The 19,506-nt window shown below is 63.8% G+C and carries 19 protein-coding genes and 1 tRNA gene; 7 read left to right on the forward strand and 13 right to left on the reverse strand.

Annotated elements, in window-relative coordinates; genetic code table 11:
- A partial coding sequence (locus M3I56_RS24700) for an amino acid permease (RefSeq protein ID WP_254356192.1) occupies positions 1 to 272 on the reverse strand: 272 nt, incomplete at its 3' end.
- A 433-nt stretch (positions 273 to 705) separates the two neighbouring features.
- Here M3I56_RS24700 and M3I56_RS24705 point away from each other — a divergent pair.
- Positions 706 to 909 (forward strand): cold-shock protein, encoded by a 204-nt coding sequence (locus M3I56_RS24705; protein WP_027797379.1) that lies wholly within the window; start codon positions 706 to 708, stop codon positions 907 to 909.
- 157 nt (positions 910 to 1,066) lie between these two features.
- On the opposite strand, the gene M3I56_RS24710 is transcribed toward M3I56_RS24705, so the two are convergent.
- From M3I56_RS24710 to M3I56_RS24720, 3 genes are all read right to left on the reverse strand, one after another.
- Positions 1,067 to 2,326 (reverse strand): Hsp70 family protein, encoded by a 1,260-nt coding sequence (locus M3I56_RS24710; protein ID WP_254356193.1) that lies wholly within the window; start codon positions 2,324 to 2,326, stop codon positions 1,067 to 1,069.
- A gap of 191 nt (positions 2,327 to 2,517) precedes the next feature.
- The gene (locus M3I56_RS24715) at positions 2,518 to 3,120 is read right to left on the reverse strand and encodes a nitroreductase family protein (RefSeq protein WP_254356194.1); all 603 of its coding nucleotides are present in this window, start codon (positions 3,118 to 3,120) and stop codon (positions 2,518 to 2,520) included.
- A 163-nt stretch (positions 3,121 to 3,283) separates the two neighbouring features.
- The gene (locus M3I56_RS24720; RefSeq protein WP_028206637.1) at positions 3,284 to 4,567 is read right to left on the reverse strand and encodes an MFS transporter; all 1,284 of its coding nucleotides are present in this window, start codon (positions 4,565 to 4,567) and stop codon (positions 3,284 to 3,286) included.
- A gap of 175 nt (positions 4,568 to 4,742) precedes the next feature.
- On the opposite strand from M3I56_RS24720, the gene M3I56_RS24725 reads away from it, so the two are divergent.
- Positions 4,743 to 5,384, forward strand: a complete 642-nt coding sequence (locus M3I56_RS24725; RefSeq protein ID WP_254356195.1) for a TetR/AcrR family transcriptional regulator — start codon at positions 4,743 to 4,745, stop codon at positions 5,382 to 5,384.
- A gap of 19 nt (positions 5,385 to 5,403) precedes the next feature.
- On the forward strand, positions 5,404 to 5,973 hold the full coding sequence (locus tag M3I56_RS24730; RefSeq protein WP_254356196.1) for a DUF1415 domain-containing protein: 570 nt from the start codon (positions 5,404 to 5,406) through the stop codon (positions 5,971 to 5,973).
- 19 nt (positions 5,974 to 5,992) lie between these two features.
- Here M3I56_RS24730 and M3I56_RS24735 read toward each other — a convergent pair whose 3' ends face one another.
- Positions 5,993 to 6,856: an SAM-dependent methyltransferase gene (locus M3I56_RS24735; protein WP_254356197.1), complete on the reverse strand. Its 864-nt coding sequence runs from the start codon at positions 6,854 to 6,856 to the stop codon at positions 5,993 to 5,995.
- Positions 6,857 to 7,230: 374 nt separating this feature from the next.
- Between M3I56_RS24735 and M3I56_RS24740 the strand changes: the two genes are divergently transcribed.
- Positions 7,231 to 7,551, forward strand: a complete 321-nt coding sequence (locus M3I56_RS24740) for a hypothetical protein (protein ID WP_028206633.1) — start codon at positions 7,231 to 7,233, stop codon at positions 7,549 to 7,551.
- Positions 7,552 to 7,677: 126 nt separating this feature from the next.
- Here the strand turns inward: M3I56_RS24740 and M3I56_RS24745 are convergent, their stop codons facing one another.
- Positions 7,678 to 8,826 (reverse strand): class I SAM-dependent methyltransferase, encoded by a 1,149-nt coding sequence (locus M3I56_RS24745; protein WP_254356198.1) that lies wholly within the window; start codon positions 8,824 to 8,826, stop codon positions 7,678 to 7,680.
- Between the two features lie 257 nt (positions 8,827 to 9,083).
- Between M3I56_RS24745 and M3I56_RS24750 the strand changes: the two genes are divergently transcribed.
- Positions 9,084 to 11,864, forward strand: a complete 2,781-nt coding sequence (locus M3I56_RS24750; RefSeq protein ID WP_254356199.1) for an Eco57I restriction-modification methylase domain-containing protein — start codon at positions 9,084 to 9,086, stop codon at positions 11,862 to 11,864.
- 69 nt (positions 11,865 to 11,933) lie between these two features.
- Positions 11,934 to 12,884, forward strand: coding sequence for a cation diffusion facilitator family transporter (locus tag M3I56_RS24755; protein ID WP_254356200.1), 951 nt, complete (start codon positions 11,934 to 11,936; stop codon positions 12,882 to 12,884).
- A 68-nt stretch (positions 12,885 to 12,952) separates the two neighbouring features.
- Here M3I56_RS24755 and M3I56_RS24760 read toward each other — a convergent pair.
- The 7 genes from M3I56_RS24760 to M3I56_RS24790 form a co-directional block, all read right to left on the reverse strand.
- Positions 12,953 to 13,028, reverse strand: a tRNA-Thr gene (locus M3I56_RS24760).
- Between the two features lie 18 nt (positions 13,029 to 13,046).
- Entirely contained in the window at positions 13,047 to 13,553 is a 507-nt protein-coding gene (locus M3I56_RS24765; protein WP_254356201.1) for a ClpXP protease specificity-enhancing factor, read from the reverse strand.
- Positions 13,554 to 13,632: 79 nt separating this feature from the next.
- Positions 13,633 to 14,244, reverse strand: a complete 612-nt coding sequence (locus M3I56_RS24770; protein ID WP_027797364.1) for a glutathione S-transferase N-terminal domain-containing protein — start codon at positions 14,242 to 14,244, stop codon at positions 13,633 to 13,635.
- A 114-nt stretch (positions 14,245 to 14,358) separates the two neighbouring features.
- Positions 14,359 to 15,159, reverse strand: coding sequence for a cytochrome c1 (locus tag M3I56_RS24775; RefSeq protein ID WP_254356202.1), 801 nt, complete (start codon positions 15,157 to 15,159; stop codon positions 14,359 to 14,361).
- 18 nt (positions 15,160 to 15,177) lie between these two features.
- A complete protein-coding gene (locus M3I56_RS24780; protein ID WP_254317680.1) occupies positions 15,178 to 16,566 on the reverse strand; it encodes a cytochrome bc complex cytochrome b subunit in 1,389 nt (462 codons plus the stop codon).
- The gene (gene petA / locus M3I56_RS24785; RefSeq protein ID WP_254356203.1) at positions 16,566 to 17,186 is read right to left on the reverse strand and encodes a ubiquinol-cytochrome c reductase iron-sulfur subunit; all 621 of its coding nucleotides are present in this window, start codon (positions 17,184 to 17,186) and stop codon (positions 16,566 to 16,568) included. The genes M3I56_RS24780 and petA overlap by 1 nt, the downstream gene beginning before the upstream one ends.
- Positions 17,187 to 17,423: 237 nt before the next feature.
- A complete protein-coding gene (locus M3I56_RS24790) occupies positions 17,424 to 18,170 on the reverse strand; it encodes a Nif3-like dinuclear metal center hexameric protein (RefSeq protein ID WP_254356204.1) in 747 nt (248 codons plus the stop codon).
- A gap of 19 nt (positions 18,171 to 18,189) precedes the next feature.
- Between M3I56_RS24790 and M3I56_RS24795 the strand changes: the two genes are divergently transcribed.
- On the forward strand, positions 18,190 to 19,404 hold the full coding sequence (locus M3I56_RS24795; RefSeq protein WP_254356205.1) for a Do family serine endopeptidase: 1,215 nt from the start codon (positions 18,190 to 18,192) through the stop codon (positions 19,402 to 19,404).
- Positions 19,405 to 19,506 lie beyond the last annotated feature (102 nt).

The raw sequence follows: 19,506 nt of genomic DNA on the forward strand, positions 1-19,506 counted from the left end.
CACGCGCTGATGAAGCCCACCAGTGCGCCATGCGAGTAGCGGGCGTAGCGGACCATACCGCCCGACTCCGGGAACATCGCACCGAGTTCGGCATAGGTGAGCGCGATGGCCAGAATGACCACAGCGCCGATGATCCAGGCGCAAACGGCCGCCGGACCTGCAATTTTCGCCGCCTTCCACGCGCCGAACAGCCAGCCCGAACCGATGATCGACCCGAGGCCGGTGAACATCAGCGCGAACGGGCCGATGTTCCGTTGAATAGAACTTTTCACGTCTTCTCCTGTTTCAAGAGCAGCTCGACACCGCGTTTATCCCGTCTGTTGTGCGGGCGGGTTTTCTGCGGTTGTCGTACCTCCACACGAAAGATTGCGCCTGTAGGCGCAACTCCTGCGCGGCGCGTAGTTTAACCGGTTGCACCACGGAAGGGCGTCAAAAACGTCCTCCTAATACAAAAAAGTCATTTACTTATCAAGCTTTGTAAGGGTTCGTTTCGACCCTGTCGCAAAAAAATACGCACTTTCCCGGGGCCCTAGTTGACCTTCCACGCATTTAGCCGTATAAAGTTCGGGCAGGATTTCAAGCGGCGAGTGTGAATAGGTCTTTCGTAGTTCGCCCATCAACGGTACTCCGGCTGGTCCCATACCCCTTCCTTGATTTTCGTGCACCTCTCGGGCTTCGGCCTTCATTCATTTTTAGGAAAGTAATATGGAAACCGGTACCGTCAAGTGGTTCAATGACGCAAAGGGCTTTGGCTTCATCACTCCGGACGGCGGCGGCGAAGACCTGTTCGCGCACTTCTCGGAAATCAAGGTTGACGGCTTCAAGACGCTGCAAGAGAACCAAAAGGTTCAATTCGAAGTCCGCACGGGCCCGAAGGGCAAGCAAGCTGCCAACATCAAGCCGGTCTAAGCACTGCGCTTATTGGTCTGCTACGGCTTTTAGGATCTGGACGCCGCTTCTGCGCGGTCCTGACTAGCAAGCTTGCCGAAAAACCCCACGCTTCTTCTGGAAGGTGGGGTTTTTTCTTGCCTGACGCTTTAGAGCGGAGTTTAGGCGCCCCGCGCGTTTAGCCGAAAAGGCGCTGTGCGTGAATGCCGAGACCCGTCGCCACGCTGGCAAGACGGTCGCCGAACACGGCATGCGACTGCGGAAATGCCTCGGCCAGCGCCTGCGTCAGGAACAAGAGGCCGGTCGAGCCACCCGTGAAGTAAAGCGCGCTCACCTGCCCCGGCGCGACACCCGCGGCCTGCACCGTTTCACGCGCGGCCTGCACGATGCGCCGCGTCTCCTCGCGCCCCGCCTCGACGAGTTGCGTATCGCCGAACGCCAGACGCAAGTCCGCCTCGACGGCTTCGAGGTCGATCATCGTCTCCCCGCCCGCCGAAACGCCGATCTTCGCCTCCTCGGCGCGCGCCGTGAGCGCGTGCCCCAGACGCTCTTCGACCACCCGCATCAGCCGGTCGTGGTGGCGCGTGTCGGGGTAAAGATGGCGCATTAGCTTCAACTCGGTTGCGCGCTTGGGCGTGTAGATCGTGTTGATGAGGTGCCACGTCGCCAGATCGAAATAGATGCGGTTCGGCACCTCGCGGCCTTCGGGGTCGAGCGACTGGTAGCCCAGTTCGCGCAGGATGGTCGCGAGTTCGACGCGGCGGTCGAAGTCGGTGCCAGCCACGTGCACGCCGTGGTGCGCGAGCACGTCGTCCTTGCGTTCGAGCCGTGACATGCGATTTGGCCCCACACGCACGAGCGAGAAGTCCGATGTACCACCGCCAATGTCGGCGACGAGCACGAGTCCTTCTTGCGCGAGGCGCGACTCGTAGTCGAACGCCGCCGCGATCGGCTCGTACTGGAACTCGATCTCGCGAAAGCCCACCCGGCGCGCCGCGGCTTCGAGCTGGTCCTGGGCGAGCTGATCGGCGCGCGGGTCTTCATCGACGAAGAACACCGGACGGCCCAGCACCGCGCGCGTGATCGGCGTTCCGGAGCAACGCTCGGCGCTGCGCTTCAGGTGCTCCAGAAAGACCGTGATGATCTCGGTATAGGGCATCGCGCTGCCGTCGCCGAGGTCGGTCGTGCTTTCGGCGAGCGGCGAGCCGAGGATGCTCTTCATCGAGCGCATCAGCCGGCCGTCGAAGCCGTCGATATAGGACGCGAGCGCCGCACGGCCGAATTCGCGCGTGTGCTCGTCGACGTTGAAGAACACCGCCGTGGGCAACGTGGTGTGTGCGCCTTCCACCGGCGCGAGGCGCATCGCGCCGTCGGCCGCTGCCGGGAGCGCCACCGCCGAATTGGAGGTTCCGAAGTCAATCGCGCAGAAGCTGGTCATGGCAAGAGCGCGCCGCAGCGAATGCGCGCGCAAGAGAGGAAAGGTCGGGGGGATCGGCTTTGTAGCACGAAAGCGCCGCGCGGGGCAACCGCAGGCCCACGATGCGACCCCGCAAGAGAAAAACGCGCGGGCCATGCCGCGCGTTTTCGCTAAAGCTCGCTACCCCTCATGGGCGCGGGACTTCTCCCGACTCAGCCCTTGAACGGCTGCTTCCAGGCGTTCGCGTAGGCGATCTCGCCCATCGCCGAGCGCGTGCGCTCCGCCTTTTCACGGTCGCGCAGCACGGGCTCCAGCTTCTCGGCTTCGCCATAGTGGCCGAGCGAGATGATCGAGAGCGGCTCCACGTCGTTCGGCAACGCGAATTCCGTGCGGAACGCCTGCACGTCGAAACCGCTCATCTGGTGCGCCGCGAGGCCCAGCGCATGCGCCTGGAGCACCAGCGACATGGCCGCGGCGCCCGCATCGTATTGCGCCGTGCGATTCACCTCGCCCTTTGCGTTGAGCGTTTGTGCGGTCACCGCGATCAGCACCGACGCCGGTGCGTTCCACTGCTGGTTGAACGGCACGAGCGTCGCGAACGCGCGCTTGAACGCGATTTCGTCGGTGCTGCGGTCGAACACGATAAAGCGCCACGGCTGCAGGTTGTAGCCTGAGGGCGCCCAGCGCGCCGCCTCGATCACCGCGTGCAGCGCCTCGCGGCTCACCGGCTCGCTCGAATAGGCGCGCGGGCTCCAGCGGCCGGCGATGAGTTCGTGAATGGGCACGGCTGTCGGTGCGGGTTTGTGCTTCGTCATGCCTTGTGTGTCCTTGGGTGGCGGGCGGCTTGCCCGGGGGTCACTAGAATAACCGCAGCGTGTGAAATACGCTCAAACGCAACGGGCGACGCTCTTGCGTCGCCCGTCGGGGTGCGCCGAAGTGCGAACCGGCGCCGTGAAGTCGCGGTAGACGAGCGCGTCGTCAGGCCGTTTGCACGCCCACGGCGCGCGGCCCGCGGTTGATGCGCAGCACGAGGAACGATGCCACGAGGCACAGGCCACCCGAAATCATCGATGCCACCGTATAAGTGCCGAGGCTCGAGCGCAGCAAGCCCGCGCCGAACGCCGCGAATGCCGCGCCGAGCTGATGGCCCGCCACGACCCAGCCGAATACGATCGGCGCGCGCTCCTTGCCGAAGACATCGGTGGCGAGCCGCACGGTCGGCGGCACCGTCGCGATCCAGTCGAGGCCGTAGAACACCGCGAAAATCGGCAGCCCGAAGAAGTCGATGCCGAACGCGTGCGGCAAATAGATCAGCGAAAGTCCGCGCAGCCCGTAGTACCAGAACAGCAGCAAGCGGCTGTTGAAGCGGTCCGAGAGCCAGCCCGAGAGCGTCGTGCCGAACAGGTCGAAAATGCCCATCGTCGCGAGCAGCGAGGCGCCCTGCACTTCGGTCATGCCGTAGTCGCCGCACATGGCGATGAGGTGCGTGCCCACATAGCCGTTCGTGCTCGCGCCGCAAATGAAAAAGCTGAAGAAGAGCAGCCAGAAGTCGCGCGTACGGCTCGCCATGAAGAGCGCGTCGAACGCGATCTTCAGCGGATTTTGATGAGGCGCCGGCGGCGCGACGGGGGTGCTCTCGTCCTCGCCGAACGGACGCAGATTCACGCTCGCGGGCCGCTCGGGCAGCAGGAACAGCACGAGCGGCAGCACCGCGGCAGCGGCCACCGCGACCACGAGCACCACCGACTGCCAGCCGTGCTTCTCCACGATTGCCGCAAGCAGCGGCAGGAACACGAGCTGGCCCGTGGCCGAACTCGCGGTGAGGACGCCCATGGCAAGCCCGCGATGCGAGTGGAACCAGCGCGTGACGACGGTGGCCGAGAGCGAGAGCGCCGCGACGCCGGTGGCACCGCCCACCATCACGCCCCAGATCAGGATCATCTGCCACGGATGCGTCATCAGCGCGGAAAGCGCCACGCCCGCCGCCATGGTGCCGAGCGCCGCGAGCAGCGTGGGCCGCACGCCGAAGCGCTGCATGGCCGCCGCCGCAAACGGGCCCATGAGGCCATAGAGCGCGATGTTCACTGAGATGGCGAGCGAGATCGTCGCCCGGCTCCAGCCGAACTGATGTTCGAGCGGCACCATCATCACGCTGGGCGTCGCCCGCGTGCCGGCCGCCGCCAGCAGCACCAGAAACACCACCGCCACGACGAGCCATCCGTAGTGGAAACGCCCGACTATTCGCCTCGCTGCCCAGTTCATTGGTGCTCCTGTCACGCCGCGCCGGGTTCGACACGCCGATGTTTTCGTTGGTATGACCGCTCGCCGCGACGACTCCACCCTCGCTCGATTGTTACCGATCGGTCACAAGTGTGTTGCAATAGTAGTTACCGCTCGGTAACATGTCAAGCAATCACCCTGATCGCGAGATGCCCTCATGAAACACGAAGGCCACGACGAAACCGCTACCGCCGCTGCCCGCACGCGCCGCCCCCGCGCGCAGACGGCTGGCGCGCGCGCACACGAGCACTTGCTGCGCGCCGCCGACGAGCTGTTCTACCGCGAGGGCGTGCGCGCGGTCGGCGTCGAGGCCGTGGTCGAGCGCGCTGGCGTCAACAAGATGAGCCTGTACCGCCAGTTTTCGTCGAAGGACGATCTCGTCGTCGCCTACCTGCAGCGCTGCGATGTGCGCTTTTTCGAGCGCTTCGACGAAAGTCTCGCGAAGCATCCCGGTGAACCGGCGAAGCAACTGGTGCAGTATTTCGAGGACCTCGCGCGCCGCGCCTCAGTGCCGGACTATCGCGGCTGTCCGTTCGTCAACGTCGCGACCGAATTTCCCGACGCCACGCACCCCGCACGGCGCAGCGTCGACAACAACAAGACGCGGCTCATGGCGCGGCTCACCGCGCTCGCGCAGGAAGCGGGAGCCAGAGACCCGGTCGGGCTCGCCGAGGAACTCGCGCTGCTCGTCGAAGGCGTCTATGCCGCAAGCCAGACTTACGGCCCCGGGTGCGGCGCGATTCTCGCGGCGCCGCGCATGGCAAAGCTGTTGATCGAGGCGGCATGTCCCGGGCGCTAGCCGCCCGTAAAATGACACGATGAACCAAACCGCTGCTCTGTCCCCCGACCACGCCGCCATTCTCGAAGCAACCCGCCACTGGCTCACGCGCGCCGTGATTGGCCTGAACCTCTGCCCGTTCGCGAAAAGCGTGCACGTGAAGAACCAGATTCGCTACGTGATCAGCGAGGCGACCAGTCTGGAAGGTGTCCTCACCGATCTCGAACGCGAATTGCAAACGCTGGCTCAGGCAGATGCCGCTCAGATCGACACGACGCTCCTGATCCTTCCCCACGCGCTGGCCGACTTCGCCGATTTCAATGACGTGATCTGGTTTGCCGAGCGCCTCGTGCAGCAGTTGCGGCTGGAAGGCACGCTCCAGGCTGCGAGCTTTCACCCGGATTTCCAGTTCGAGGGCACCGAGCCCGACGACATCGAGAACTACACGAACCGCGCACCGTATCCGATCCTGCATCTGCTGCGCGAAGCGAGCATCGAGCGCGCAGTCGAGGCATTCCCCGACGCCGCCGACATCTACGAACGCAACCAGGAAACGCTGCGCAAGCTCGGCTTCGATGGTTGGCAAGACTGGATGAGCAAGCGCGACTAACGTCGCGCTGCCCACAAGTTCAGCTTTCGGTTGCCGCTTCGGAGGCGGCCTCGCCCTCGTCGGCGAAAAAGCGCTCGCGCAGGTCCGCCAGCCCGAAAGTTTCGAGAATCTCGTTGAGCCGCTCCGCCGCACGGCGTCGCGGCAAATCCTTGTACTGGGCGATGATGAGTTCGTTTTTCATCGAGTGTTCCCAGCCCACCAGTTCCGTCACGCTCACCTGATAGCCGTGCGCCTCGAGTTGCAGACAGCGCAGCACGTTGGTGATCTGGCTCCCGAATTCGCGCGTATGCAGCGGGTGGCGCCAGATCTCCGCGAGCGCCTGGCCGAGCGACTTGCCCTTGTTGCGGCGCAGCACGCCCGCCACCTCGGCCTGGCAGCACGGCACGACCACGATGTAGCGCGCGTGTTTCTTGAGTGCGAAGCGCAAGGCATCGTCGGTGGCGGTATCGCAGGCATGCAGCGCAGTCACGATATCGACCGTTGGCGGCAGTTGCGGCGAGGTGATCGAATCGGCTACCGAAAGGTTCAGGAACGACATCCCGCCAAAGCCCAGCCGTTTGGCCAGTTCCTGTGAGTGCTGCACAAGCTCGTCGCGCGTCTCGATGCCATAAATGTGTGACCTGTCGCGCTGATCCTTGAAGAACAGGTCGTAGAGAATAAAGCCCAGATAGGACTTGCCCGCACCGTGATCGACGAGGGTCACGTCGCGGCCATCCTGCTTGAGGTCCTTGAGCAGCGGCTCGATGAACTGGAACAGGTGATAGACCTGCTTCAGCTTGCGGCGGCTGTCCTGGTTCATCTTGCCGTCGCGCGTCAGGATGTGGAGCTCCTTGAGGAGTTCGACGGACTGGTTCGGACGGACTTCGTAAGTCTTGCTGGACATCGGCGTGGTCAGGTGAAAGGCGTGGTATGTCGCGAAACGTGCGACAGGCGACAGAAGGGCTGCCGTGTTTCTGTCATTTTACGAAAAAAGCTAGTCTAAGCTGCCGAACCCATAAGAGCGGCCAGTGTCGTAATAGCGTCCAGGCACGCTGACCCACGTGCGGACAGGAGGGAGGGGTTGAATAGAAGAGACACGAGGATTTTCGTCCCCGATGCCCAAAAAAGGACCAAAACGTAGCGCGACCGGGCGGCAACGAATCGACAGGCGCGCATTGGGAGGTCGCACCGGGAGTGCCGGTTGCGATGAATCAGGCTGGCGCAGTCCTCGCTGCGCGAAGAGCGCACGACGCTGTACGGCCTTGCATGGGGCATGCAATGAATACGATTCCTGACGGAAACGCAGAGCAAAAATTCCAGGAACTGCTTACGAAACTCGTCACGGTTCCCGACTGGACGGAAAAGCAGCAACTGGAGCTGGAAATGGCGCGCGACATCTCGGTGGAGATGCTGCGGGTCGCGGAAAGCATGCGCGACGGCCCTTCGGATCTCGAGACCTGCCTGATTTTGCTGAAGTACGCGAAGGTGCTCGATTTCGTGATGTCGGCGCTGGCGTCGCGCCGCGATATCAAGCCACAAACGCTGCGCGTGATTTTCAAGCTGGCAGGCCTCAAGGTCGACGAGGCCTATCCGGGGTGAAGCCGATGTGAACCCGACGCATATCCGGTGCGGCAGCTACGCCGCCGACGCCGATGCTCGACACCCACGCGGGCCGTTAGCGGCCCGGCTCCTTCTTTATTGCCAACGCTTTTGCCCGCCGCCGGCTCACTGCGCGCGCACCTTGAGGCGCCACAGCGATGTCAGTTCGGCCGCGCGCGCACGATAGAGCGGATCGCCGGGATCCGAAGCTTTCGGGTGTCGCGGGCGAATGTCCTCCCGGCCCGCCACTTCGAGTCCCGCCTGCACGATCATCTCGACGAGCGATTCGCGCGTGCGCAGACCGAGATGCTCCGCGAAGTCGGACAGAATCAACCACCCCTCGCCACCCGGCTCGAGATGATCCTTGAGGCCGCCGAGAAAGCCGCGCAGCATGCGGCTCTCAGGATCGAAAACGGCGTACTCGATGGGCGACGCGGGGCGCGCCGGCACCCACGGTGGGTTGCAGACAATGAGCGGCGCGCGCCCCGGCGGGAACAGATCCGCCTCGACGACCTCGACCTGCGCGGCGTAGCCGAGGCGGGCAAGGTTCTCGTTCGCGCAGGCGAGCGCGCGGGCGTCCTGATCGGTAGCGACCACGCGCTTCACGCCGCGCGAGGCGAGCACGGCGGCGAGCACGCCCGTGCCCGTGCCGATGTCGAAGGCCTTTTCGAGCGACGGCAGCGCCGTGCGCGCGACGAGATCGACGTATTCGCCGCGCACCGGTGAGAACACGCCGTAGTACGGATGGATGCGCGCGCCGTTCAGCGCCGCGATCTCGACGCCCTTCTTGCGCCATTCGTGCGCGCCGACCAGGCCAAGAATTTCCCGCAGCGACACCGCAGAAGCTTCGCCATCGGCCGCGCCCCATGCCTCTTCGCACGCGAGCCGGACGTCGGGTGAGCGGCGCAGGTTGATGCCGTAATCGCCTTCGAGCGGGATCAGCACCATGCCGAGCGTACGGGCGCGCTGCGCCTGCGCCTGGCGATGCAGATGAAACGCTTCGAGCGGAGAAGCGGGCGCCTTGGGCTGGGCGGAATTGCGCGGCTTGCGCTCGGCACGGCGCGCCATGGCCTGCAACAGTTGACGCGCGTTCTGATAGTCGCCGCGCCACAGCAGCGCGGTGCCTTCGCAGGCAAGGCGGTACGCGGTGTCCGCGGTCGTGCGATCGTCGGCGATGACCACGCGTTTGGGCGCCGGCACGCCAGCCTCGGAGCGCCATCGCACGGTGCGCGGGCCATCGGTGTCGGGCCAGGTGAGAGTGGGATGTTCGGTCATAGGTCGGATATTCGATGCGGCGGGCCAGTTCGTCGATTCGTACCCGGCCCGCGGGTTGGCGCCGCGGGGCGCCTCGAGCGGCGCCATCATATAGCAGAGCGATGCCGTGCGTTCCGCCGCATCGCCTTTGCAACGATGATCGCTCAGACGGGCGGGCGCGTCGACACGGCCAAACGGCGTAGGACGAAACGCGCGCGGGCGGAAGTAAAATGTGCGCCGACCGCCCCCCGCCAGGCCATGCTCATCCGAACGAAACCATGCCAGAAACCACCCAGCAGACACGCCGCGCGCACAAACCGCGTACGCGCCGCGCTAGCGCCGGAGGGGGGCTCGACGAAGGCTTTTATGCCGAACTGTTGCATATCGTAGGGTTGCGGGAGAGCGTTTCCGGCGTAAGGCGTACCGTCGCACGACTCGCGCCGCACGAGCGCTTGCGCGGCGCACTGATCGAACTCGCGCTGTCGCGCCTCGCCGCCCGCGAGGGCGAGAGCAAGAGCGAGTGGCCGGAGGCCGACCACTTCGAGCTCGCGCTGCGGCTTAGCATCGCATGGATCAGCCGCCTCGTTTTTCTCAAGGTGCTCGAAACGCGTCTGCTGACGCTCCATGGCGGCGATTCGACCTACGCGTTTCTGAATGCCCAGAACATCGGCTCGTTCAGCGATTTCGACGCGCTGTGTGACGCCGTACTAGGCGCCGGTGATGACACGCCACCGGCTCGCTTCGCTCACCTTCCCCGCTTCGACGGTTCGCTTTTCCGGCCGCAAGACCTGGACCGAAGCCTGCTCGGCATGAGCGCGCTCGACGATCGCGCCACGCTGCCGCCCTTCAGGGCGACCCTTCTCCCCCATGCGAGCGGCGAGCGGCACACGCTTGCGTATCTGCTCGATTTTCTCGCCGCGTTCGACTTCTCCGCCGGTTTGGTCGCGCGAGCGCCAACCGTGGCGAACAGGCGTTGCCTCGGCGCCTCCGCGCTCGGGCTCGTCTTAGAAAAGCTCAACGGTTACCGCGACGGCGCCTGGTACACGCCGGGCAGCGTCGCGATGCAGCTTGCCCGTCCCGCCATCACGCATGCGGCGATCAATCGCTTGAATCGCGCCAAGGGGTGGCGCTGCACGAATGTCGATCAGCTATCCGAATTGATCGGCGAATCGATCGAAACCCGCGACGAAGCTCGCGCGATTCTGGACTCGCTGCGCATCTGCGATCCCGCCGTGGGCTCAGGGCATCTGCTCGTTTCAGCGCTCAACGAGTTGCTGGCGCTGAAAGTGCGCCTCGGCTTGCTGAGTGCGCGCGACCGCGAAGCGCTCAGCGCTTGCCGCATCGACGTCACCGCGGACCGGCTTTGCGTCACGCACGCGAATGGCGAACCGCTCAGCCGCGAGCGCGATGGCACGACCATCTGCATGATCGAAGCCGCGCTCTTTCGCGTAAAGCGAGACATCGTCGAGCATTCGCTTTTCGGTGTGGATATCCATGCGGATTCGGTCGGCATGGCGCGCCTGCGGCTGTGGATCGAACTGCTCGAACACGCGGATTTCACCGTTTCGCTGCCGAACCTCGAGACCAACCTCAAAGCAGGCAACGCGACGCTCAGCCGTTTTGACTTCCATACGCCCCTGCGCGACTACGCTGAGCTAGTGGCGAACTATCGCGCGAGCGCGGCAAGATTGCGGGCGACAGCCACACCCGCCACACGGCGCGCCGAAATCGCTCGCTTCGCACAACTGCGCGACGCGTTGCTCAACGCCCTCGCGAACAACCAGGCCGAAACGCCACCCGAAGACGCCACGGCGTTCGAATGGCGCATCGAATTCGCCGACCTCCTCACCGACGAAGGCGACTTCGAGCGCTTCGACGCCGTCATCGCGAACCCGCCCTATATCGACTCCGAACGCATGATCAACCAGGGCCAGCGCGCGCTGCGCGAGCGGCTGGCGCGGCGCTGGCCGAGCGCGCGGGGCAACTGGGACCTCTACATCGTGTTCATGGAGCTGGGCCTCGCGCTCCTGAGGCCCGGCGGCGCGATGGCGTATCTCACGCCCGACAAGTGGCTCTCGAAGCCCTTCGGCGATGCCTTGCGCGCCCGGCATCTGGGCAAGATCGAACGCATCGTCAGGCTCGGGCGCGACGTGTTCGAGCAGGCGCGTGTGGATTCGATCGTCACGCTCTTTCGCGAGTCCGGCACGCCCGCCATCGCAACCGCGCGCATCGACGGCGAGACGCTCACCGAGCTTGCGCAAACCGACAAGCGCACGCTCGAGACGCCATGGCCGCTCGACGCGTTGCTCTCGCCGCACGCCGCGTTCGTGCAGCGGTTCGCCCGTGCCCACGCGACACTCGGTTCGCTGCTGCCCTGCGAAAACGCTTGCGCGACGTCGGACGCCTACCGGCTCGCACCGCTCGTCGATATGGCCGAAGGCCGCTTCCAGCCGGACCATCACTACCGCGTGGTGAACACCGGTACGCTCGGGCGCTACGTCTCGCGCTGGGGCAGCAAGCCGATGACCTATCTCGGGCGACGCTACGAGGCACCCGTGGTCGAGCGCGAGCGCTTTGCGTCGACGTTCGCGAACGGCTACGGCGCGAAAGCACGGGCAAAAAAGGTGATCGTGAAAGGCCTCACACGGCTCGACGCGACACTCGATCTCGCAGGCGACACGATCCCTGGCAAGACCACGCTGATCCTGCGCTCCAACGACGAGCCTCTGCTGAAGTTCGCGGCGGCGTTGCTCAATTGCCCGCTCTCGGTGTTCCTGATCCGCGCGAAGTACGGCGCGTCGAGCTACAACGGCGGCGTGGCGTTCACGACCGCGATGATCGACGCCCTGCCCGTGCCGGGCGGCGCTCCGGTGCGCAGCGAGGTCGCCGACTGCGTGACCCGTTTACTGTGCGCCCAGCAGTCCGGATGCGACGCCGCTGAAGTGGACAACATCGCGCGCGAGATCGATCGACGCCTCTACGCGGCATTTGGCTTGTCGCCACAGGAGATCGACCTCGTGGAAGGACGTGCCGGCTCGATGGCGCGCGAGGCAAGCTGAGCGCGCAGCGCGGCGACGGCGTCCCGGCGAGTCGGCTAGTCTTGCTCATCCTCGCGCAGAGCAGACATCATGGAACGGCTTCGATTCTTTAGTGCTTCCGACGAGAGCAGCGTGCTGACGCTATCGATCGCCACGACGTTGGTGATCGCCCTCATCGGCATTCTGTTCGGCCTGATCTCCGGCTCGTTTTCGATTGTGTTCGACGGCGTTTATTCGCTCGTCGACGCGAGCATGAGCGCGCTCGCACTCGCCGTTGTACGCCTGATCACCTCCTACGCGGTCAACGTCGACCTGCCGCGCAAATGGCGCGAGCGCTTCACCATGGGCTTCTGGCATCTCGAACCCATGGTGCTCGGGCTCAACAGCACGCTGCTCGTAGGCGTGGCCGTCTACGCGCTGATCAACGGCGTCACCAACCTGCTCTCCGGCGGCCACGAGCTGCACTTCGGTCCTGCCCTTGTCTACGCCGTGCTCACCGTCAGTGCCTGCGTGGCGATGGCGGTGTTCGAATCGCGCGCGAACCGCCGGATCCACTCGGATTTCGTGCGCCTCGACATCAAGTCGTGGATCATGTCCGCGGGCATCACGGCAGCGCTGCTCGTGGCCTTCAGCGTCGGCTATGCGATTCAGGGAACGGCGTGGGAGCCCCTCACGCCCTACGTCGACCCAGCGGCGCTCGTGGTGGTGTGCGTCGTGATCATTCCGATTCCGCTCGCGGAAATCCGCCAGGCCCTGTTGGACGTGTTGCTCGTGGCGCCCGCGGATCTCAAGCAGCATGTCGATGCCGTTGCGAAGCGCTTTGTCGAGCGCTACGCCTTTGAGTATTACCGCGCCTATGTCGCGAAAGTGGGCCGCTCCCGCGAGATCGAGCTGTATTTCGTCGTGCCGCCCGACATGCCGCCGAAACGCATCGCCGAATGGGACGCGATCCGCGACGAAATTGGCCGGGCCATCGGCGGGGACGAGTCGCACCGCTGGCTCACGATCATGTTCACGAGCGATCCGCAATGGGCGGAGTGAGGAATCTGGCGCGCGCGCAGAAAGCACAAAGGGTTACGTGAAGTTCACGTAACCCTTTGTCTTGAATGTGGTGCCGGCTGCAGGACTCGAACCCGCCACCTGATGATTACAAATCAACTGCTCTACCAGATGAGCTAAGCCGGCGTAGCCCGCTATTCTACTTCATTTCACGATCTTGAGGTGGCCCTTGCCGCCCTTGTTGCCGCCTTCGTCGTCTTTGTCGGCGGCGCGCGTCGCAACCGGCGCGAGCGGCGCAGCGGGTTCCTCGGCAGGCTCGTCGCGCACTGCGTGCGCCTCGTGCGCTTCGGCTTCTTCGTGGTCCTCCGAGGACAGCACATCGTCGGCATCGCCGGGCGGCGACTCGACCGGGAACGCCATGCCCTGACCGTTCTCGCGCGCGTAGATCGCGAGCACGTTCGACACCGGCACCTCGATCTTGTGCGACTTGCCCGAGAAGCGCGCGTGGAACTCGATCGTCTCGTTGCCCATCTGCAACTGGCTCGTCGCCTCGAAGCTGATGTTCAGCACGATCTCACCGTCACGCACGAACTGGCGCGGCACGCGCGTGCGGTTGTCGACCCGCACCGCGATATGCGGCGTGAAGCCGTTGTCGGTGCACCACTCGTACAGCGCGCGCAGCAAATACGGCTTGGTGGAAATCTCTTGCATCAACAATCCTTTCGCGAGGCGGCATCCACACCCACGCTGTGCACGCCGCCTCTGTTACCTGCAACCACCAGGATACTGCTTAACGGCGCATAACCTTTTCAGACGGCGTCAGCGCTTCGATGTACGCAGGACGGCTGAAAATGCGCTCGGCATACTTCATGAGCGGCGCGGCATTCTTCGACAGCTCGATGCCGTAGTGGTCGAGGCGCCACAGCAGCGGCGCGATTGCGACGTCGAGCATCGAGAACTCTTCGCCCAGCATGTACTTGTTCTTCAGGAAGATCGGCGCGAGCTGCGTGAGGCGGTCGCGGATCGCGAGGCGCGCCTTCTCGTGGTTCTTCTCGGCGGCCTTGCCCTTCTCGTTTTCGAGCGTGCTCACGTGCACGAACAGTTCCTTCTCGAAGTTGAGCAGGAACAGACGCGCGCGGGCGCGCTGGACCGGGTCGGCCGGCATCAGCTGCGGATGCGGGAAGCGCTCGTCGATGTACTCGTTGATGATGTTCGACTCGTACAGAATCAGGTCGCGCTCGACCAGAATCGGCACCTGACCGTACGGATTCATCACGGCGATGTCTTCCGGTTTGTTGAACAGGTCGACGTCGCGGATTTCGAAGTCCATGCCCTTTTCGAACAACACCAGCCGGCAGCGCTGGGAGAACGGGCAGGTAGTGCCTGAGTACAGAACCATCATGATTTACATTTCCTCAATAAACCCAAAAGGCCAGCGGGCGAAAAAACCGTCTGACGGTCCCTGAACCGTCAGACGGCTTCTCGTCGCACCGGCCCCACGTCGGTCAGGACGTGCCTATTTGATATCTTTCCAGTACGCGGCGTTCAATCGCCACGCGAAAAAGCTCAAGACGCCGAGGAACAGGAGCACCCACACGCCAAGCTGCCTGCGGGTTTTCTGCTCGGGTTCGGCCATCCAGCCGAGGTAGGCCACCAGGTCGGCCACGTCGGCATCATAATCCACCGGCGATAGCGTTCCAGGCGTGACCTGCTGGAACCCGGCAAAGCGACGGACTTTTTCCCCGGTTTCCTCATCCGTCGTGTCCTCGAACTTCGCCGTGCGGATGCCCTGCAACTGCCACAGCACGTGCGGCATGCTCACGTTTTCGAACACCAGATTGTTCCAGCCGGTCGGCCGCGTGTCGTCGCGGTAGAAGCTGCGCAGGTACGTGTACAGCCAGTCGCGCCCTTTCGCCCGCGCTTCCACGGAGAGGTCCGGCGGCGCCACGCCGAACCACGACTTCGCGTCGTCCGGACGCATCGCGATGGACATCGTGTTGCCGACCTTGTCGGTCGTAAACAACAGATTATCTTCGATTTGCTTCTGCGGAATGCCGAGAACCTGCAATCGGCTGTAGCGCATCAAGTTCGCACTATGGCAATTCAGACAATAGTTTACAAACAATTTGGCGCCGTGTTGCAGCGAAGCAAGATTTTCGCCGTTATCGGGAGCGCGGTCGAGCGGAATGTTTTCCTGCGCTACGACAGATCCGACCCCAAAGGCACATGAGAGCGCCAGCGCGGCCAAGCCGGCCCGGACGCCGGCAGCCCGTATGCTCACCTTCGCGAGCGTCGAAAAAAGAGAACGTTTCGTCATATCTTCCTCGCTCGTCAATTAATGGGGCTTGAACCGCACGCGTTCGGGCGGCTGCTTGAAAGTGCCAAGCGGCGTCCAGAACGGCATGCCGAGGAAGAAAGCGAAATAGACGAGCGCGCAGATCTGGGCGATCAGCGTGGCCGCCGGCGATGGCGGCTTCGTGCCGAGGAATGCGAGCGTCAGGAACGCCAGCACGAAGATGCCGAGAAATACCTTGTGAAAGAACGGCCGGTAGCGGATCGACTTCACTGGCGAGCGGTCGAGCCATGGCAGGAAGAAGAGCGAGATCACCGCCGTGCCCATCACCACCACGCCCCAGAACTTCGACTCAGTGAAGTACATGGCGAGGATCACGAGCACCGCCAGCACCGGTAGCCCGGCGCGCCATTTGCCGCGGGCGCGCACGAGCGCGAGCAGCCCCAGCAGCGCGATCACGATCATCAGCACGATCTTGAACGGGTCGGTCGTGGCGCGCAGCATCGCGTAGAACGCCGTGAAGTACCAGACCGGCGCGATTTCGGGCGGCGTTTGCAGCGGGTTGGCCGGCACGAAGTTGTTCGACTCCAGGAAGTAGCCGCCCATCTCCGGCGCGAAGAACACGATCGCCGCGAAGATCATCAGGAAGATGCACACGCCCATGAAGTCGTGCACCGAGTAGTACGGATGGAACGGGATACCGTCGAGCGGCACGCCGTTCGCGTCCTTCTTCGCCTTGATCTCGATGCCGTCCGGGTTGTTCGAGCCCACTTCGTGCAGCGCGATGATGTGACAGATCACGAGCCCGACCAGCACCAGCGGAATGGCGATCACGTGGAACGCGAAGAAGCGGTTCAGCGTGACGTCCGACACCACGTAGTCGCCGCGAATCCACAGCGAGAGGTCCGGGCCGATGAAGGGAATCGCGGAGAACAGGTTCACGATCACCTGCGCGCCCCAGAACGACATCTGGCCCCATGGCAGCAGGTAACCGAAGAACGCCTCGGCCATCAGGCACAGGAAGATCGCGCAGCCGAAGATCCACACGAGCTCGCGTGGCTTGCGGTACGAGCCGTACAGCAGCCCGCGGAACATGTGCAGATACACGACCACGAAGAACATCGAAGCGCCCGTGGAGTGCATGTAGCGAATCAGCCAGCCCCACGGCACCTCGCGCATGATGTACTCGACCGACGCGAACGCGAGCGTCGCATCGGGCTTGTAGTTCATGGTGAGGAAAATGCCGGTGATGATCTGGTTGACCAGCACGAGCAGCGCGAGCGAACCGAAGAAGTACCAGAAGTTGAAGTTCTTCGGCGCGTAGTACTCGGAAGCGTGAGCGCGCCAGCTCGCGGTCATCGGAAAGCGCTTGTCGATCCAGCCTTGCAGGCCGGCCGTCTCCACCACATCCTTTTCGGTTCCCGTCGCCATCACGCTTCTCCTTTTTCGTCCTTGCCGATCACGATCTGCGTCGGGGACGCGAACATGTAGCGGGGAATGTCGAGGTTTTGCGGCGCCGGCTTGTTCTTGAATACGCGGCCGGAGAGATCGTAGGTGGAGCCGTGGCACGGGCACAGGAAGCCGCCTGGCCAGCTGTCGGGCAGGTTCGGCTGCGGGCCTTCCTGAAAGCGCGGCGTCGGCGTGCAGCCCAGATGGGTGCAGACGGCCACGGCCACGAGAATGTTCTGATGCTCGGCGCGCGAACGGAATTCGTTCATGCAGTACTCGGGCATCGGCATCGAGAACGGATGTTCGGAGTTCGGGTCGGCCAGCTCGGGATCGGCCTTCTTGACGTCGGCCATCATGCGATCCGTGCGGTTCAGGATCCACACGGGCTTGCCGCGCCAGGCCACGGTCATCATGGAGCCGGGCTGCAGATTCGTGATATCGGCTTCGACGGGCGCGCCGGCGGCGCGGGCTTTTTCGGATGGTGCAAAGGAACCTACGAAAGGTACGACAGTGGCCACGCCTCCAATGCCACCTGCTACGGACGTCGCAATCAGCCAGGTTCGGCGGCTGCCATCGACGCGGTCATTCTCTTTGTCTCGCATCACATCGCCCCACTTCTGAGTTGGATTTTTCCGTCACGCCAGCTTACCCGCGGTGCTGCCGAACGCTAGTTTGCTCGAATGGAGTTGGCATTTACAAGGGGCGTTCTCGAAAAAGCCTCGGAAGTCCTTGATATCTCGGGGTTTTCCCGCAGAAAAGAGGGCCACTTTCTTTTCAGCTTGTAAATGCCTTATGAATAAAACGATGCTGCGCCACGGCAATTTGCGCCGAATGCGCAATCAAACGGGATTGTCGATATCGATGAAAAGATGCTCGATGTCGAAGGCTTCCGAGAGGTGCGCGCCCACTGCCTGCACACCGAACCGCTCGGTTGCGTGGTGGCCCGCGGCGAGGAACGCCACGCCGCTTTCCGCCGAGGTGTGCGTGATCGGCTCGGAGATTTCGCCGGTGAGGAAGACGTCGGCGCCGGCGTCGATCGCCGCGTCGAAGAGACTTTGCGCCGCGCCCGTGCACCAGGCCACGCGGCGCAGTTGCCAGTCGGGGTCGCCGAGCACGAGCGGCGAGCGGCCGAGCGTCTGCTCGACCTCGGCGGTAAAGTGCGCGAGCGTGATCGGCATGGGCAGCGTGGCCATCCAGCCAAGATCCTGGTCGCCGAAGCGTTGTTCGCCGATCCAGCCGAATCGGGCGCCCAACTGCGCGTTATTGCCCAGTTCGGGATGGCAGTCCAGCGGCAGATGGTAGGCGAACAGGTTGATATCGTTCGCGAGCAGCGTCTTCAAACGCCGGTACTTGCGGCCCGTAATTTGCGGCGCTTCGTTCTTCCAGAAGTAACCGTGGTGCACGAGCACGGCATCGGCGCCCCACTCGAGCGCCGCTTCGAGGAAGGCGAGCGAAGCGGTCACGCCCGTGGCGATCTTCTGTACGCGCCGCCGCCCTTCGACCTGCAAGCCATTGGGGCAGTAGTCCTTGAACCGCGCGGATTCCAGAAGATTGTTCAGATACAATTCCAGTTCGATCCGATCCATATAATCCTCTAATCTTCAGATGCTTAGACGCTTTTGGCTGTTCTTCGCCCAGGCGGTGACGGTCCTGCTGGCGTTGATGTTCATCATCGCCACGCTCAAACCGCAGTGGCTGCAGCACCAGGGGCAGTTCGGCAAGCAGCTTGCCGAACCGATCGTCGCACTGCGGGAAGTGGCGCCAGGTATTGGTGGAGGCGCCGCCCAGGGCTCCTATGCGGACGCCGCCCAGAAGGCCATGCCCGCGGTCGTCAACGTGTTCTCGAGCAAGGATGGGTCGCTGCCGCCCGATCCCCGCCAGAACGACCCGCTATTTCGCTACTTCTTCGGCGAACGCAACAAAAACCAGAAGCAGCAGGAGCAGCCTGCCGCCAACCTCGGTTCGGGCGTCATTGTCAGTCCGGACGGTTACATTCTAACGAACCAGCACGTAATCGACGGCGCGGACCAGATCGAAATCGCGCTTTCCGACGGCCGCACCACCAACGCCAAAGTGATCGGCATCGACCCGGAAACCGATCTCGCGGTGCTCAAGATCAATCTGCCAAACCTGCCCACCATCACGCTCGGCCGCATGGACCAGACGCGCGTGGGCGACGTCGTGCTCGCCATCGGCAACCCGTTCGGCGTGGGCCAGACGGTCACGATGGGCATCATCAGCGCGCTGGGCCGCAATCACCTCGGCATCAACACGTTCGAAAACTTCATTCAGACGGACGCGCCGATCAATCCGGGCAACTCGGGCGGCGCGCTCGTCGACGTGAACGGCAACCTGCTCGGCATCAACACGGCCATCTACTCGCGCTCGGGCGGCTCGCTCGGCATCGGCTTCGCGATTCCCGTTTCCACGGCGCGCAGCGTGCTGGAGAGCATCATCACCTCGGGTTCGGTCACGCGCGGCTGGATCGGCGTGGAGCCACAGGACGTGACGCCTGAGATTGCCGACTCTTTCGGGCTCAAGGAGAAGTCGGGCGCGATCGTCGCAGGCGTGCTGCAGGGCGGCCCCGCCGACAAGGCCGGCATCAAGCCGGGCGACGTCCTGACCTCGGTGAACGGTGAGGCCATCACCGACACCACGCGCCTCCTGAACGTCATCGCGCAGATCAAGCCGGGCTCGGACGCGAAGATCCACCTCGTGCGCAAGAACAAGGACATGGATCTCGACGTTCTGATCGGCAAGCGCCCGCCGCCGCCGAAGCAGCCGGCCCAGGAAGACGGCGAAGGCGACGACGGAGGTTGATGTCACACCGCAGGTGGGGCGTCGCGCCCTGCCCGCAAGCAGAAAACGAAAAGGCCGCGAACGTGGGTTCGCGGCCTTTTGCTTTCCTGCGGCTTTTTCTCC

The organism is Paraburkholderia sp. CNPSo 3281 (assembly GCF_024206515.1).
Taxonomy (GTDB): Bacteria; Pseudomonadota; Gammaproteobacteria; order Burkholderiales; family Burkholderiaceae; genus Paraburkholderia; species Paraburkholderia nodosa.

Excerpts from the sequence above, each read along its gene's own strand:
- M3I56_RS24705 (WP_027797379.1), top strand. The coding sequence starts at position 706 with ATGGAAACCGGTACCGTCAAGTGGTTCAATGACGCAAAGGGCTTTGGC.
- M3I56_RS24710 (WP_254356193.1), bottom strand. The coding sequence starts at position 2,326 with ATGACCAGCTTCTGCGCGATTGACTTCGGAACCTCCAATTCGGCGGTG.
- M3I56_RS24715 (WP_254356194.1), bottom strand. The coding sequence starts at position 3,120 with ATGACGAAGCACAAACCCGCACCGACAGCCGTGCCCATTCACGAACTC.
- M3I56_RS24720 (WP_028206637.1), bottom strand. The coding sequence starts at position 4,567 with ATGAACTGGGCAGCGAGGCGAATAGTCGGGCGTTTCCACTACGGATGG.
- M3I56_RS24725 (WP_254356195.1), top strand. The coding sequence starts at position 4,743 with ATGAAACACGAAGGCCACGACGAAACCGCTACCGCCGCTGCCCGCACG.
- M3I56_RS24730 (WP_254356196.1), top strand. The coding sequence starts at position 5,404 with ATGAACCAAACCGCTGCTCTGTCCCCCGACCACGCCGCCATTCTCGAA.
- M3I56_RS24735 (WP_254356197.1), bottom strand. The coding sequence starts at position 6,856 with ATGTCCAGCAAGACTTACGAAGTCCGTCCGAACCAGTCCGTCGAACTC.
- M3I56_RS24740 (WP_028206633.1), top strand. The coding sequence starts at position 7,231 with ATGAATACGATTCCTGACGGAAACGCAGAGCAAAAATTCCAGGAACTG.
- M3I56_RS24745 (WP_254356198.1), bottom strand. The coding sequence starts at position 8,826 with ATGACCGAACATCCCACTCTCACCTGGCCCGACACCGATGGCCCGCGC.
- M3I56_RS24750 (WP_254356199.1), top strand. The coding sequence starts at position 9,084 with ATGCCAGAAACCACCCAGCAGACACGCCGCGCGCACAAACCGCGTACG.
- M3I56_RS24755 (WP_254356200.1), top strand. The coding sequence starts at position 11,934 with ATGGAACGGCTTCGATTCTTTAGTGCTTCCGACGAGAGCAGCGTGCTG.
- M3I56_RS24765 (WP_254356201.1), bottom strand. The coding sequence starts at position 13,553 with ATGCAAGAGATTTCCACCAAGCCGTATTTGCTGCGCGCGCTGTACGAG.
- M3I56_RS24770 (WP_027797364.1), bottom strand. The coding sequence starts at position 14,244 with ATGATGGTTCTGTACTCAGGCACTACCTGCCCGTTCTCCCAGCGCTGC.
- M3I56_RS24775 (WP_254356202.1), bottom strand. The coding sequence starts at position 15,159 with ATGACGAAACGTTCTCTTTTTTCGACGCTCGCGAAGGTGAGCATACGG.
- M3I56_RS24780 (WP_254317680.1), bottom strand. The coding sequence starts at position 16,566 with ATGGCGACGGGAACCGAAAAGGATGTGGTGGAGACGGCCGGCCTGCAA.
- petA (WP_254356203.1), bottom strand. The coding sequence starts at position 17,186 with ATGCGAGACAAAGAGAATGACCGCGTCGATGGCAGCCGCCGAACCTGG.
- M3I56_RS24790 (WP_254356204.1), bottom strand. The coding sequence starts at position 18,170 with ATGGATCGGATCGAACTGGAATTGTATCTGAACAATCTTCTGGAATCC.
- M3I56_RS24795 (WP_254356205.1), top strand. The coding sequence starts at position 18,190 with ATGCTTAGACGCTTTTGGCTGTTCTTCGCCCAGGCGGTGACGGTCCTG.